Origin of the sequence: Burkholderia sp. Bp9004, assembly GCF_003858025.1 — a bacterium.
In the GTDB taxonomy this organism is placed as follows: Bacteria; Pseudomonadota; Gammaproteobacteria; order Burkholderiales; family Burkholderiaceae; genus Burkholderia; species Burkholderia diffusa.
Genome location: NZ_QTQD01000053.1, coordinates 16,490 through 31,915 on the forward strand (window position 1 = coordinate 16,490; position 15,426 = coordinate 31,915).

At 58.3% G+C, this 15,426-nt stretch carries 12 protein-coding genes; 3 read left to right on the plus strand and 9 right to left on the minus strand.

All coding sequences use genetic code 11. The features are described from left to right. Positions 1–305: 305 nt before the first annotated feature. The 7 genes from DIE08_RS34045 to DIE08_RS34075 all read right to left on the minus strand — a co-directional run bounded on the left by DIE08_RS34045 (position 306) and on the right by DIE08_RS34075 (position 9,934). On the minus strand, positions 306–659 hold the full coding sequence (locus DIE08_RS34045) for a copper-binding protein (RefSeq protein ID WP_124906214.1): 354 nt from the start codon (positions 657–659) through the stop codon (positions 306–308). Continuing rightward, complete coding sequence (locus DIE08_RS34050) at positions 656–3,862, minus strand: efflux RND transporter permease subunit (RefSeq protein ID WP_124906216.1); 3,207 nt, start codon at positions 3,860–3,862, stop codon at positions 656–658. Before DIE08_RS34050 ends, DIE08_RS34045 begins: the two co-directional genes overlap by 4 nt. Beyond that, positions 3,859–5,388 (minus strand): efflux RND transporter periplasmic adaptor subunit, encoded by a 1,530-nt coding sequence (locus DIE08_RS34055; protein ID WP_124906218.1) that lies wholly within the window; start codon positions 5,386–5,388, stop codon positions 3,859–3,861. The genes DIE08_RS34050 and DIE08_RS34055 overlap by 4 nt, the downstream gene beginning before the upstream one ends. 11 nt (positions 5,389–5,399) lie before the next feature. Further along, positions 5,400–6,692, minus strand: coding sequence for a TolC family protein (locus tag DIE08_RS34060; RefSeq protein WP_124906220.1), 1,293 nt, complete (start codon positions 6,690–6,692; stop codon positions 5,400–5,402). Between the two features lie 93 nt (positions 6,693–6,785). Beyond that, positions 6,786–7,154, minus strand: a complete 369-nt coding sequence (locus DIE08_RS34065; protein ID WP_124906222.1) for a hypothetical protein — start codon at positions 7,152–7,154, stop codon at positions 6,786–6,788. A gap of 924 nt (positions 7,155–8,078) precedes the next feature. Next, the gene (locus DIE08_RS34070) at positions 8,079–9,125 is read right to left on the minus strand and encodes a hypothetical protein (protein WP_124906224.1); all 1,047 of its coding nucleotides are present in this window, start codon (positions 9,123–9,125) and stop codon (positions 8,079–8,081) included. Between the two features lie 215 nt (positions 9,126–9,340). Then, positions 9,341–9,934, minus strand: a complete 594-nt coding sequence (locus DIE08_RS34075) for a hypothetical protein (RefSeq protein ID WP_260436627.1) — start codon at positions 9,932–9,934, stop codon at positions 9,341–9,343. A gap of 599 nt (positions 9,935–10,533) precedes the next feature. Here DIE08_RS34075 and DIE08_RS34080 point away from each other — a divergent pair. The 3 genes from DIE08_RS34080 to DIE08_RS34090 all read left to right on the plus strand — a co-directional run bounded on the left by DIE08_RS34080 (position 10,534) and on the right by DIE08_RS34090 (position 12,876). Further along, on the plus strand, positions 10,534–11,268 hold the full coding sequence (locus tag DIE08_RS34080; RefSeq protein ID WP_124906226.1) for an H-NS family nucleoid-associated regulatory protein: 735 nt from the start codon (positions 10,534–10,536) through the stop codon (positions 11,266–11,268). A gap of 243 nt (positions 11,269–11,511) precedes the next feature. Further along, positions 11,512–11,928, plus strand: coding sequence for a hypothetical protein (locus tag DIE08_RS34085; protein WP_124906228.1), 417 nt, complete (start codon positions 11,512–11,514; stop codon positions 11,926–11,928). Between the two features lie 18 nt (positions 11,929–11,946). Beyond that, a complete protein-coding gene (locus tag DIE08_RS34090) occupies positions 11,947–12,876 on the plus strand; it encodes a DUF2971 domain-containing protein (protein WP_124906230.1) in 930 nt (309 codons plus the stop codon). A gap of 14 nt (positions 12,877–12,890) precedes the next feature. Here DIE08_RS34090 and DIE08_RS34095 read toward each other — a convergent pair whose 3' ends face one another. Further along, complete coding sequence (locus DIE08_RS34095) at positions 12,891–14,312, minus strand: hypothetical protein (RefSeq protein ID WP_124906232.1); 1,422 nt, start codon at positions 14,310–14,312, stop codon at positions 12,891–12,893. A 124-nt stretch (positions 14,313–14,436) separates the two neighbouring features. Then, entirely contained in the window at positions 14,437–15,249 is an 813-nt protein-coding gene (locus DIE08_RS34100; protein WP_124906234.1) for a hypothetical protein, read from the minus strand. Positions 15,250–15,426: the final 177 nt, after the last annotated feature.

Below are 15,426 nucleotides of genomic sequence, written 5' to 3' on the forward strand. Positions count from 1 at the left end.
GCTGCCGACGCACATTGGTTCTGGTTACGGGTAATCGCAAGTTCCGGTTACGCCGCTGAGCGAGGCCTCCAGGGGAAAGGCACGTTCAGGTGGCAGCAGGTCCGCTTCGCTGGACGCAAGAGTTGTAAGTGAAAACAGGGCAAACAAGAAACCGACGGCAGCGTGCAACGCACGCTGGAGCATGCGCCTGGTTCGGCACGTGCGTGTCGAAGCCAAGCTTCGTCTGGTTGGCAGCCGTTGCCCTCCTTCGCATTCACGGCGCAGGCTAACCACGAGGGTAAGCCTGCGCGCGTTTCATCACGCCGTCAGGATTGCTTCACCAGCTTCACGATGGTGAGCGTCCCGTTCACGCTCTCGACGCGGACCTTGACCTTGTCGCCCTCGTGAATCTGCTTGACCATCTTGGCATCCTTGGCTTTGAACGCCATCGTCATCGGCGGCATGCCGACATTCTCGAGTGCACCGTGCTTCAGCGTAACCATGCCGCTGGCAGCATCGACCTTCTTCACTTCCGCGTCGGTGAGCGCTGCATTCGACGATGTGGATGCCGAAGCTTTCATCGACATGGTCATGCCGGCCATGTCATCGCCGGCGAACGCCGGAGCGGCAAATGCGCCGATTGCACAGACGGCGATCGTGGTGGCAAACAGCTTCTTCATCGAGTTTCTCCAGGTTGGGTAGAAGGCATTTTCATGCCGGATGGGACTGCATGGAATGTCCGCGTCTGATTCAGCTTTCGCGCACGACGGCGCTGCAGCAGGAACCAGGCAGCGGGGATAACGAACATGGAAAGGAGTGGCGCCGTAACCATGCCACCCACCATGGGAGCGGCAATACGCTGCATGACTTCGGAGCCGGCACCGTGGCCGACCATGATGGGAATCAGACCGGCCAGCACGACCGCAACCGTCATGGCCTTCGGGCGCACACGCAGCACGGCGCCTTCGCGAATCGCATCGAACAACAATGCCTCCGTGAGAAGCTCGCCGGCTTCCAGCCGGCGGTTCAGCGCGCCTTTCAGGTATAGCAGCATCACGACGCCGAATTCGGCTGCCACACCAGCAAGCGCGATGAAGCCAACCGACGTCGCGACGGAAACCGCGTGCCCCAGGCCCCAGATGAGCCAGAATCCGCCAACGAGCGCGAACGGCACGGTCGACATCAGCAGCAGCGCGTCTGCTGCCGAATTGAACGTCAGGAACAACAGCACGAAGATGACGAGGAGTGTCACCGGAATGACCGTGCGCAGCTTGGCGGCTGCCCGCTGCAGATACTCGAACTGTCCGGACCAGGCGATTGAATAGCCGGGCGGAAGCTTGACCTGTTGCCCAACGGCCTTCTGCATCGCCTGTACCGCAGACTGAAGGTCCGTATTGCGAATATCGACATACACGTAACCGGACAACCGCGCGTTCTCGCTCCGAATCATCGGTGGACCGTCGGCAATCGTGATGTGCGCGACATCCCCGAGTTGGATTTGCGCGCCACGGTCTGTCACGACGGGCAGTTGCCGCAGCCGCTCGAGCGAGTCGCGCACTTCACGCGGATAACGGATATTGATAGGGAAGCGCTCCCGGCCGGCAATCACCTCGCCGACGTTTTCGCCGCCGACCGCCGACGACACGACCGACTGGACGTACGCGACCGACAGGCCATACCGCGCGGCCGCGAGCCGGTCGATATCAACGTCGATGTACCGGCCCCCGTTCAGTCGCTCTGCCAGCGAGGACGTCACGCCGGGCACGCTCTTCACGGCGGCTTCGACTTGCGTCGCGATGCTGTCGATTTGCATCAGGTCGGGACCGGAAATCTTGACCCCGACCGGCGTCTTGATACCCGTGGACAGCATGTCGAGACGATTCCGAATAGGCGGCACCCAGACGTTCGACAAGCCAGGCACCTTGACGGCCCGGTCCAACTCGTCGACCAGTTTCTCCGGCGTCATGCCGGGCCGCCACTGGCTGCGTGGCTTGAACTGAATCGTCGTCTCGAACATCTCGAGCGGTGCGGGGTCCGTGGCCGTGTCGGCGCGCCCCGATTTGCCGAACACTGTCGCCACTTCCGGTACCGTCTTGATGAGCCGGTCGGTCTGCTGCAGCAGTTCGGAGGCCTTTTGCGCCGAAATGCCCGGCAGCGCGGTCGGCATGTAGAGCAAATCGCCCTCGTCGAGCGGGGGCATGAACTCGCCGCCGAGACGGGAGACCGGGATGAGGGTCAGCGCCAATGCCACACCCGCCAGACCGATGGTGAGCCACGGACGCCGGAGTGTTCCCTCAAGCAGTGGCTTGTATAGCCGAATCAGCACGCGGTTGATGGGGTTCGCGTTCTCGTGTGGAATGCGGCCACGGATGAGATAGCCCATCAGCACGGGCACGAGCGTCACCGACAAGCCCGCTGCGGCGGCAATTGTGTAGGTCTTCGTAAACGCGAGCGGTGAGAACAGCTTGCCTTCTTGGCCTTCAAGCGAGAAGACCGGAATAAACGAGAGCGTGATGATGAGCAGCGAGAAGAACAGCGCAGGTCCGACCTCGGTCGCGGAGGTCGCGATAAGCTCCCAACGGTGGGCAATCGACATCGGCGCCCCTGAATGCTTATGCTCATACGCCTCCAGATGCTTGTGCGCGTTTTCTATCATCACGATGGCCGCGTCAATCATCGCGCCGATGGCAATCGCGATGCCGCCCAGCGACATGAGGTTCGCATTCACGCCCTGGTAGCGCATGACAATGAAGGCAGCCAGGACGCCGAGCGGAAGTGACAGGATGGCGACGAGGGCGCTGCGCAAATGGAACAAAAATACCGCGCAGACGAGTCCGACGATGATGAACTCTTCGATGAGCTTGTCTTTCAGGTTGTCGACTGCACGCTCGATGAGCTGCGAGCGGTCGTAAGTCGTGACGACTTCCACGCCGGGAGGCAACGAGCCCTTCAGGTCGGCGAGCTTCGCCTTCACCGCATCGATGGTCGTCAGCGCGTTCTTTCCCGAGCGCATGACGATGACGCCGCCCGCGACTTCCCCCTCGCCGTTCAATTCGGCGATGCCGCGACGCATTTCCGGACCAATTTGGATACGCGCAACATCGCCGAGCAACACGGGCGTGCCGGCCTCGTTCGTACGGAGCACGACATGGCGGAAGTCATCAAGCGAGCGCAGGTATCCGGACGAGCGCACCATGTACTCGGACTCGGCAAGTTCGATGACGGAGCCGCCCGATTCCTGGTTGGCTTTGCTGAGCGCATCGGCCACCGTCGGCTGAGTGATGCCGTAGGCTCGCAGCTTGTCGGGGTCAAGTATCACCTGATACTGACGAACCATCCCACCGATACTCGCAACTTCGGAAACGTCCGGCACAGCCTTCAGCTCGAACTTGAGGAACCAGTCGTTGAGTGCGCGCAGTTGCCCGAGGTCGTGTTTCCCGCTTCGGTCGATGAGCGCGTACTCGTACACCCAGCCGACACCCGTCGCGTCAGGGCCAAGCGATACGGTCGCCCCCTGCGGTAAACGGCTTTGCACCTGATTCAGGTACTCCAGTACACGCGAGCGGGCCCAATACTGGTCGGTCTTATCGTCGAACAGCACGTAGACGAACGCATCGCCGAACGATGAATACGCACGAATGGTCTTTGCGCCCGGTACGCCGAGCAGCGTCGTCGTCAGCGGATATGTGACCTGGTCCTCGATGACCTGGGGAGCCTTGCCGGGATAGGAGGCCTTGATGATGACCTGCGTATCCGAGAGGTCCGGCAGTGCATCGAGCGGCGTTTCCTTTACCGAGTACACACCCCAAGCGGTGACCAGCACGGTCGCGAGCAGCACCAGGAACCGGTTATGAATGGACCAGCGTATGAGACGCGCGATCATTTGGCGCCTCCGAGTGGTTCGACGTTCATCAGTTGGTAGCCATCGTCCGATTGCTTGAAGACGAAATGCACCGTCTGCCCGACTTTCACGTCGCGGAACGCGGTGGGAGCAGGCTTGTTGAACGCCATCGTCATCGCCCCCCACCCGAGCGCTGGCACGGGCTGGTGAGAAAACGTGATGTCGGAGGCCGTCACCTTTTCGACCTTGCCGGTGGTCTCGTACGATTGCACCGCGGCCGCCGGGCCCGATGCCGGCCTCGCAGCGCTCGTGCCTGCGTTCGCTCCAAGTCTTGGCAGCACGGACTTGAGGCTCGCCTCGGAATCAATGAGGAACTGCCCCGATGCGACAACGGTATCGCCTTCGTTCAATCCACTGAGCACTTCTGTTTCGTCGCCGACGTCATTGCCGATGATGACCGAGGCGGGCTGCAGGCGACCATCGTTGTTCTTCACGATGACGACCGAGCGCTTGCCGGTGGTGATGACTGCTTCGGACGGCACGAGCAATCGTGAAACGTTCTTCTGGCCGGCAACGCGCACGCGCATCAACATGCCGGGAGTCAGTTTCAGCGACGTATTGTCGATTTCCAGGCGTGCCTGGAGCGTGCGACTGCTTGTGCTGATACCCGGCAGGATTTCGCGAATGTGTCCGGTGAAATGCTGCGTCGGGTCACCAGCGAATGTCGCATCGACCGCCATCCCGGGTTGCACGTTGAGCGCGAGCGCCTCTGGAATCTCGACGATGAGCCAGAGCTTCGAGAGCCCGGCAATTTTCGCCAGCGTCTGTCCCGGTGCCACCATCGCCCCGTCCCGAACGTTCAGTTCGCTCACGACACCTGCCTCCGGCGACGCCAGGACGACATGGGTTTGCGCTTTGCCAGTCCGGTCGAGGCTCGCAATAACCCCGTCGGGAATCGACAGCGCGCGCATGCGCGCCCGCGATGCTTCAATCAGGTTGGCATCCATCCCGCCGCGCTTGAGCGCAAGGTACTCCTCTTGCGGCGCCAACCAGTCCGGTACGAACAACGATGCAATTGGCGCGCCCTTGGCAATTCGCTGCATCGGCGCACTGGCGTATAGATGGTCAATGTAGCCGGTGACCCTCGATTGAACGACGTCCGAGCGCGACTCATCGAATTGTGTGGTGCCCACCGCGTCGAAACCGCTCGCTGTCTCTTTCCGACGAACCGTCGCGTAGCGAATCCCGAGATTTTGCTGCAGGCCCGAGTCAATCTCGATGCCGGATGGACTGCCGCCCTCGTCCGCGTAGACGGGCTCGAGTTGCATATCCATGTAGGGCGACTTGCCTGGCTTGTCGAAGTGCTGGTTGGGCACCATCGGGTCGTGCCAGTACAGCACCTTCCGGCCAGTCTTCGGGTCAATCTTGTCACCTGAAGCGGCGCTGGCAACTGGAACGGCCGCCGCACGGGTCGAGGCGTGGTGAATGCCAGCGAAATAGGCCGCGCCGAGCAGCGCTGCGCCGGCGAATACCGCAAAAATGGCGCGCACCAGTGGTTTCTTTGTCATGTTGTTCTCCTTCACCGGGCTGCAGCCATCGTGGACGGCACGACTTGATATTCGAGTTGCGCCCAGGTTTGCGCTACCTTGCGCTTCAGGTCGAGCACTTGGCGCTGCGCTTCCAGTTGTGCGCGCCGGGCAGCAAACGTGTCTGCAAGCGAGCCGGTCCCGGCCCGGTAGGCGGCGTTGGCGAGCTGAACACGTTGCTCGGCGGCAGGCAGCAAGGAGTGACTCAGGTTGTCGATGCGCTCCCGGCCGCTCGCCAGCGTGGCCGATTGAGTTCGGATATCAGCCTGGACCTGTCGTAGCGTGTCTTCGTACATCAGCCGGGCTTTCGTCGCGAGTTCGGCTTTTTCAGCGACGTCGCGGTTCTGGCGGTTCTTGCGGTTCAGAGGTAAGGGGATGGTGACACCCACCGATACCATGTTCGAATACGCACCGCCGCGTTGCTGGTACGCAATCTCCCAGCTCCAGTTCGGGCTGCGCTCGCTGTTCGCGACCGCCGTATCGGCTTCCGCGACCGCGATATCATCGGCGGCTGCCACCAGCGCTGGCTGGGAAAGGCGCAGCTCGTCCGGCGGCAATGACGACACGAAGGATTCCGGTGCCGGCGGCTCACCCGTCACATCGGTAGCGGGCATAGCCGTCCAGCGTGACAGGCCGATGAGCGCGGTCCGGTAGGTCTGCTGTGCCTTCAGTACCTGGTCTTGAGTCTGCGCCAGCATGGCTTTGGCTTGAACCACGTCGGCAGCGCTCGCCTTCGCGCCACGGTACGAGGCTTTCGTGGCCGCCAACTCGTGGGTCATGTGGTCCAGCAATTCTTGTTGAAGCGCGAGCGCTTGCTTCGCGAAGATGGCGTTCAGCCAGGCCGTCGCCGTTTGCTGGCGGACATTGGCAAGCTGAGCCAGATAGCCGGCGCGTTCGCGTCCGACCATCTCGCTGGCCAGCGCCGAACGCAGGCGTCGCTTCTCGCCGGATACCCACTCCTGCTCGATGCCGATACGCCGCATCGTCATGAAATCCTGGCCGACGGTGAACCGCTGCGGTCCGTTCACCGGCAGGTTGTCGATGCCGGCTTTGAGCATCGGGTCCGGCAGTTGTCCGGCTTTGGCAGCTGCCTCCGAGCTGGCGCGCACAGACGCTTGCGCTGCCTGCATCGAAGCCGAGTGGTCACTGGCGGACTGCAGCGCGGCGTCGAGATTGAAAGTGGCTTCCTGCGCGTGTACGACACCCGCGACAAGTAGCGCGGCAAAAAGCGTATGCGCGCGCCGAAGAACACGCCGACTCCGCGGCGTGCCGAAATTGAATGTCATGTTCTTACCCCAACGGCGGAATCCAATAGGGATTCCACGTCCTGGCATAGGACGAACTTCACCGCATTTGCGGTGAAACCTGTCAGCGTGGGATTAGATGGCGCGTGGAGGTCGCCACAACCCGTTCGGGTCGCGGACCGAGAGAGAATCAGCGTAGTGGAAGACGATCGGGCGGACGAGCGCGGCAGGTCGGCTGACGTCTGCGCGACCGGTCGGATGGTAGAGGCTGCCAAACTGGCATTGGGCAGTTACCTTACAGAACACGCCCTTAACCTTGGTCTTGTCGACTGACTGGGACTTCATCATGTCACAGTGGGACATATCCGTAGACATATGCTCGCCCACATCCCCGGCCATCGATTGCTGCATCGGACACTCGCCGGTCAGACCGCTGGCTGCCAGCCCACTGAGGGGCAGCATCGCACACAGCATCAACAGGAAAAGTGTCCGGAGGAATTTCATGGCAACAATTGTAGGGCGCCATTTTAGCCAACTTCTCGGAATTTCGGCTATGACATTTGCCGCAGCGCTTCACCGGGTGTCATCTCAACTTGAACCGGTCGATGAAGCGGAGCGCCTCCTGCATTCCTCGACCCGCGCCAGCGCACGGTCCGCATCCGCCGCAGTGTTTTACGGAAGCTCTCGTGGGACATCACCCTACCTGCCAGCGCGTCCTTGAGCCCCTTCTCGGCGTCATCCAGGAGGACAAGTCGGCAGTGCTCGGCCTCGAGCGAGTGGTAATCGTTCAGCTTACGGGCATTGATAATCGCAACGTAAGCCGAACAAGGCATGGCGGCACAAAAGGCCCTTGTAACCAAACCTAAATCGAGTGTCCGTAACTGGAATCAATGCAACTCAGCGAGCGTGCCGAGGTACATTAATTCTGGTTACACGTCACCGCTGGTTCTGGTTACGCCCGAAGTCTCTCGGCAAATCAAAGACTTGCGTGGTCGGCCCGACGACGTCAAATCGTACGGAAGTTTGCGTGTCCACCGTCAACGTCCGTACACTCGCTTTTGCAATAGTTTGAGTTACGTACCGCGCGGGCGGCTCTGCTACTGATGTGAGCACAGCTTACGATAACGGGCCAACTCGGAAGTTCGGATGCAGCATAGACCATCGTCCTTAAGAGCGGGGCACGGTGCTATAGGAGATGTATGACCGTCGAGCGGCATTCCGCAGGCGATAGCAGTCTAGGTGCGGACCCTCCCGCGGTTCATAATCGCTAGAGTTATTCGAAGTGCAGGACTGTCGCGGCGCCGTTCCGCCCGTGTTTGCTGTGCAGTCGAGGACAGTTTCGCTTACGAAGCATCTCGAGGCACAAACTCCTGTGCCAGTAAGGTGTAGAGGAGAGTGCAATGGATTGCGGTGCGCCGAGGTGGCTGACTATTGCTTTCTTTTACGCCAAGCGTTTTCGACGTTTTCTGCTGTATTCGCTTCCTGCAGTTTGCGTAACGCATTGTCCGAATACCTCGGATGTCGTTGACTACCAAACTCGAACACCATCATGTTTGCCGCGTCCGAATCCACATCGACGTAGTCTCGTAGGGCCTTACACTTTGGAGCGGTAAGCTTTAGCTTCTCTGCGAGTTGTTGAGGACTTAGGTAGTACTTCTTCTGAAGGTCGACTTCACGAATGGCCGCCGCCGCATGGGGGTCATCGCCAGAGACAAAGCGTACGGGAGCGCCTTGCTTCTTCGTGAACCGCACTTTGACGGTCGGGCCTTCGCCAGCGACGTCGCTGGCTAACGTCATCAGTCGAGGAAAAACAGCTGAAACGGGCGTGGAGTTTCTGATTGCTCTCTCAATTCGGTCGATGTCCCGCTCCGAAACTGCGATAGTGTCTGTTACGTGCCCTTCCATCGCTAGCAGAGCTCTGATTCGACCTCGTGCCTCATCACGGGCCCGCTTTCCGGGGGCGAGCAGCTCGGCGATTTGCTTGTATTCACGGTCAACGAGAAGGTCGAAATCCTGCAAGGGTTGGGTCGAGATTGGAAGCACCCTGAGCGGAAGATGGTCAGCCAGAGAGTCTTCGAAATGCTCTTGCAAGAGTTCGTCAATCGCGGTTATTAGGGTCCGCGAGTTCAGATATAGGACGTCCTCAGTTACGACGAGCATCCAATGCTGAGCGGCATCGCGCATGGCATCGATTGTGCGAATGGCTCCTGCTTGCGCTCCAGTAATATAGCCATTAGATGTGGCCACGTTGAGCGCCTTCTCCAAGCCGATAGATGTACCCTTTTCCTTGTCGAAGACTGCTTGAGACCGTTGGACCAGCAAAGCTTTCACAAGCATTTCGCTGCTGTGCTGCAAATGCAACAAGACGCTTTCTGTTCGACCACGGTCATCGTAGCCATTGAATATTTCAAGGCCGCGCCGTAGCGACGCCAACCCGTGCTGTTTTAGCGTGCGCGCATCTCTCTTTAGCTTCATGTCTACTTTCCTTGTTGGGCTCGCGCGAACCGACTGCCGTGAGCCCCGGCTTCGACTGAGTTCCCCGTTCCCCCAGGACATGGGTTGGCACAGCATTGAAGAAGACACCCAACTTCCCGCTGGATACATCCGCGAGTTCGCAGCATTCGTAGCTGAGGTGGAGACCCGGTCAGGCGCTGTCAAACATCATATGCTGGATATGCGGTGACTGTTGGTTAGTTTCCCCAGCCAAGGTCTCTAATCACGAAGCCGGTCGCGTGTAAAGCAAGCGCTGCGTCTTCGTGGGATACCTCTCGCAAGGCAAGTCGCTCACGTTCATTGTCCTTGCCGCGAGGATGCAGAAGATTGACCGTCTCGAGCGCAGCACGGATAAGCCGTCGTTCGTTTTCCCCGAAATGTTTGCCAATTGCCGTGATACATGGTCCAAGGTCTTTGTAAAGAGCTTTCTCGTCCCCGGTCAATTCGCGCAACCAACGTCCACCGAGCACTGCGCAGAGGTTCCTGCACTGGTCGACAACTGATGTCGGGGAGTCACGATACGCGACCTGCATCACTCGATTGTAGGCCTCGGTTACAGCCGTTAGACTGTTCTCAGGGATTTTAGCCGCGTCGAGAGACGGCAGAATAGCGAATGCAGATTCCGCTCGAAGGGTGACCAGTACATCTTGATTAACCGTCTGCTCGGTCTGCAAGATTCTCCAGAGCGACGTTGCCCCAGCATGACCTATTGCCAACTGCAGACCTTCCCCTCGCTCGGGGCGAATCAGAAGTTCTGTGCAATGAATAAAGAGGTTCATTTCCTTCGTCACCCGACCATCACTCCGGCCACGGCCAAAGTCTGAGGAGACGAATGGATGTACGTCAACAAGAACCGATGTGCGACTATTGTAGAGAAATGACTGAAAGAGCCGACCGCGACGTATTCTCGAAACCGGGTCAAACGAATCTTCTCTGAACAGCCAACGGAATGGGTCACTATCCATTCCTCGAGGTAAGTTCTCCAAGTCGGCCGGGGACGCGATGAGCTGGCATTGCGACACAATCGGAGCCGGCACAGCGAGGTGGCTGGGATTGTCTCTGCCTTCGTAGATTAAGCCGTTCTGGCACTCGATTCCCAAACGTGACATAGTCGTCGCTGTATTGTTGGATGCCTGACTATAGCGCATAGCCGCGCCGAATCTACCCCCTGTCGATGTCTACCATTGAAGTCTATGCAGCGTTCAAGTGTGGCGACCGCGCACTAGTTTCAGTGACAGGCTATGCCCTGTGTTTCAGGAGGCTGCTCCCGCGCTGTTGCCTATTGCAACAAGCTGTGGTCAGGGGGCAGTGGCAAACCGCCATTGATGCTCTGGTGTGGCGGAAACCATGTGTGGCATAGTGCGGATATTATTTACGGACGGTTGAGACTATGGCTACGCTTGAGAGTATACAGACACGAATCGCAAAGCTGCAGGCCCAGGCGGAAGCGCTGGTCGCAAAGAAGTCGACCGAAGTGTTGGAGCGAATCCGTGGGCTGATGGAAAAGCATGGAATTACGACGGCCGACATCGAGGCGCATGTTGGCGGAAAACAGCGCGGCCGGAGAGATGGCATCAAAGCTGCTGCAAAGCCGACCATGTCGGTAGCGAAATACCTCGACCCCAAGACCGGTGCGACGTGGACCGGTCACGGTCGCGCGCCAGGATGGATTGCGAATGCCAAGGACCGGAGCAAGTTTTTGATTGGTGACGTGTCGCCCACGGCGACATCCGCCGCTAAGAAGTCTGCAATGGACGGCAGTCATTTGCGGGGCTCGCTGCCGCCTCTGTACCGCGACCCGAAAACCGGGGCAACGTGGAGTGGACGAGGCCGCGCACCAGCTTGGCTTGTGGGCGCCAAGGACCGCTCGAAATTCCTGATTGTAAAGGCAGATGTAACCACCTCAGAGCCGAGGGCAAAAGGGGTAAAAAGGGGAGCGGCGGCTAGAAAGGTCTCTGGCAAGAAAGTAGCAGTAAAGAACAGCGCCCCGGTCGCCAAGAAGGCGACGGCGAAGAAGCCGATGGCAAAGAAAGTTAGGGCTAGGAAAGTAGCAGCCAAGAACGTGATGAGCACGGTCGAGCCGGTGCAGGCAGCCGAGGCGTCGACCACATCCATCGCCTCGTAACCGCCGGTCCACGCGGCGCCCGATATCGGCAATTCGAGCGGCATCACTATCGGTGCTGCTCGAAATTGACTGCAACTACTAGCTCAAGCTGGCAAATTTTTACCCAGTAGTCTAGGCCAGACTCGATGTAGTAATCGGTGGAGCTGCATTTTCCCGGCGCTGCAACTTGGGAAGGTGACCCGAGAATTTCTTGGCCCATACGTGATTTGGCCGTCACGCACACACTCGCCTCTGGAAGCTCATATGTTCTCATTCAGCATGTTCAAGAGCATGGACAAGATGGCCTTTGTTTTGCTGATTCCGCTCTGTACAGTTGCACTAATGATTGACCATCCGCTGGCTGGCTTTCACCAATCGTATTCCACACTGAACTGGCTCAGCTGGCTCTTTTCAATGTTCGTGTCGGCCGTCGCGCTGGTCCTGGTGGTCGACTATGTTGTCGTTTACATCGATACGTACACGTTTGAAGATTGCGTTCTGCCTTTCGCTGGTTTGCTATTTTTGGCGTTCTCGCTGTACGGCGTTTCCAACTTCTATCGTCAGTTGCCGCCGTCTCCGTTCGGCCCTGCTTGGCATCTTGCGGGGGGCTGTTACGGGTTTACGCTCTTTAAACGAAACGTTCCACGGAGAGTCTCGCGCGAGGACGCAGGAACTTCCTAATTCCGAGGTCCATTTTCGATGACTGCCGTACGCCGTCCTCGGACGCTGTTCAAGTACCGAGCTTTCAGCACTAATACCCTGCGCATGCTGAGCGAGGCTGAGCTGTATTTCGCGAAGCCCTCAACATTCAACGACCCTTTTGATTGCAATCCCACAGTCCGGTCAGATGTTGCGCCACGAGAAGTCGAGCGTCTTTGGAAGCACCTTGCGTCTACAAGGATGACTAAGGCCAGAGCTGTAGAAGACCTTGGCAATCATCGTTACTTCGCCACCGAATACGGCGGTCGCTTCGATGATGGTGGCCAGGGGACAAGCATTTACGTGGCGCGCCTGTGTTGCGATATCGAGACGTACGTGAAGGAGCGCTTCGGCAAGCGCGGCGTACTGTCGCTGGCAGCCAAATGGGATTGCCCCCTCATGTGGAGTCACTACGCAGACGAGCATAAGGGCATTTGCATCGGCTACTCGACCGAGGACCACCGGTGTGAAGTACTCAAACCAGTCAACTACGACTCGACTCGCTACCTGAAAGTCAGCGACCTTATCAATTGGTTCATCGGCGACTCTGCTGACGCTGAGCAGACAATTTTCGACCAGTATTTCTTCGCGAAGGCGCGCGAATGGAAGTATGAGAAGGAGTGGCGAGCTGTCACGGAGGCAAGCGGCGCAGACGACCGGCCATTCCGCCTAAGTTCCGTGCACTTCGGTCTACGCTGTGACCCGGCCGTTATTACGACGGTTGTGAAGCTTCTCGCGGGTCAGCACGACATCGTGTTCCATTGCATGAATTCACGCGATGACGGATTCAAGCTAGGAAGGTACGAGCTCGACCCTGCCGAGATTGAGGTGTTCGGTGTGAGCGAGTCGGCCCATTTCGCGTTCGACGAGTTCGAGTTCGATTCGCGCGAAGCGACTGAAAAAATTTCGGGCTCTGTTCGGAAGAAGTAGAACGCCGCCGCAAGCTACAGATTTGGCTTGCCAATATCCGACTCAACGAGCTCTAGTGTCTCGCTGACAGTAATGTTCACAAGCTGACGGAGCCAGTCTTGGCGTTCCGCGTCGACGGCTTGATAGTCCTCCGAGCGAAATCGATTTGCATGGCTCGCGGCTTCACGGAAATCTTGGTGCTGTACGCTCGAGAGATAACCGTAGTAGACGTCATGTAAGCCGATGCCAACTGGGACGAAGGATGCCTTGTTCTTGACGATGCCTAGCCAGCGAGCGAGAAGTAATGCACGCTTGGTCAGTTGCTCTGCTTGTTGTTTCGGCCGACCTCGTGAGCAGGTCTCCGAGAGTTCCGTCGAAAGACGGTTAAGGTATCGGCTGTCTGCATTCACGGCATACGCCAATTCCATCCATGAATTTTCGGGAGCCAACCAATCCACATAGAAGTTGAGGTGCAATTCATACAGGCTGCGATAGAGGGAAACAGCCTGGCTATGTAGACCCGCGTTTAGCAGAAGTCGTGCGCCGGACAGATAGTCACGCGTACGCATAAGCGTCGAATGCAACGTATCGTGATAGTGCAGTGTTTCGTAGCCCTCAGCATGAAATGACTGCAATTTTTCGAGTATGTTTTCAACGCGTTGTTCGAGAAATGCTAGCGCATCCGGAAATGTGAGGTCGTCCAAGCGAGTGGCAAGTAAGGAATCCAGGTTGCACGGACGAAATCCCGCAACGCGCGGACTTGTATCGCCCAAGTTTGTCGCGATACTCACTTCAAACGCCGAATGCGTCAATCCCGGTGGAACCTGGGTGGAAAATATCGCGGCCGGAACCAACGAAAAGCCTAGCCGACGATATGCAGCAAGGGCCGTTAATGAATCGCAGCAGAAGAAACGCGGAGCGTTCGCAATGCCATGATTCTCGCGCAATAAGATAGTCGGACGCCGGCCACTCCGTATCTGGGCACATCGTGCGTCGACAATTTCGTCAGGCGTGGACTGTATGACTGGTGCAGCCTCGGCATCATCTCGATAGTAGCCTGCGAAGATGTCCTTTTCGCATATCCGGGTGTAGTAGGCGTTCGTACGCCCTCGGATATAGTTCGCGTACTGCCTTACAAAGACTTCGTCTGGTTCGATGGCGTAAGGTGGCGAATGAATGTCGTCCAGAGGTACCGCGTGAATAGTTGGTGTGCGTCGGATATTATCTACGCTCAGTGTGCCCCCGTTGTATTGAACAGCGGGTTGTACCGTTTCGTACTTGCTAATAGTGTGCTCGTCGCGCAGATGCGCAGCTAAATCGACTGAACTTGACGTCGGCGGTGGTGACGCGTTGCGCATGAAGGTCACTGGCACGAGTAGGCCTGCGCCCCCTTTCGCTGCTGCTTTCCGACCGTCCCCTCGCTTTTGCCACGAAGTCTTCTTTTTGACGCCACTCATCGTCTGTCTCTAACGCTTCAAAAACCAAACTATAGCGTCAGTTCTGCAATTGTTGAATGCGATACGCGAAGACTCTTCGAACTGCGCGCTCCTGCTATAAGCGATAGAGCAGAACCCGTGGTGCTCAAATGAAGAGCACACCGCATTCAGGCTCGCCTGCCACAAACGGTTCATGACCGTTTGAGCGCTGCAGTCGACTGACCTGCCATAGGTAAAAGTGGCCATCAGGAGGGGGCTCCGACTGGGCTTGCAGGCTATCAGCCGTTCCGACCAGTGCAGTGCCGCAGAATCCGCACATAGCGGCAGGATGAACTGGGGACCACGCGGCGTTCCAATAGCTAGCCGTCGCAATTGGTCCGTTTGCAGACGAAATTTGTAGTTCACCGCCTCGTGGTTCGACAGTCAGTCGACTGTCAAGACCCGTTGCAACGGGGTAGTAGAGACGCGTGGGGTACAAGTCCCGCTGAAGATACCCGATTCGGTCGAATCCATACACAGCAGCCATCGGCGCGGCGTTTGCGTCATGGTCCAGTACGCTTTCAAGGTCTGCCACCGGCACGAAAGTAGTCATTCCCCAACCAGGAGACTGGCAAGTGCCGTAACCCCAATGCTTTTGTCTGTCAAAGAAGCGGGCGGCCAGACCGCGGGCATCGACGGCAGCGGCTCCCCAGCGACGCCATCTAACTACAGATAGTTCGACGATTTCCTTGTCATCCGCATAGGTCGGCGACACCAAAGATAACAGCACTGCCTTGGGCTCAGCCGCGGCTAGCGAGGTGAGCGCACTCCGAATGAAGGTTTCTACCGATGTAGAGTCAGCGGTGACCTGCTTGCCTAAGGCAGGCAACCACGACGGGCGCACTGGACGCAGAAACGCCAAGGTAGGGTCAACGGGGAGTGCGTCGACCGCAAAATGTACGGCTGCTTCGTCAGGCATGCTCCCGTAGGCTCTTGCCACGTCGAGTGTGCGCTGATAGGCGGTTGAACGGTCAGCATGCGCAGCATCGCTCTGGCCGCGAAGGCTCCTGCCATGCCATTGACCTGCCCCCGGTTTTAGTCCGAACTGCAGTTAGAGTCCGAGGTTAAAAACTGCTGCTTTGCATCGTGCGCCCGA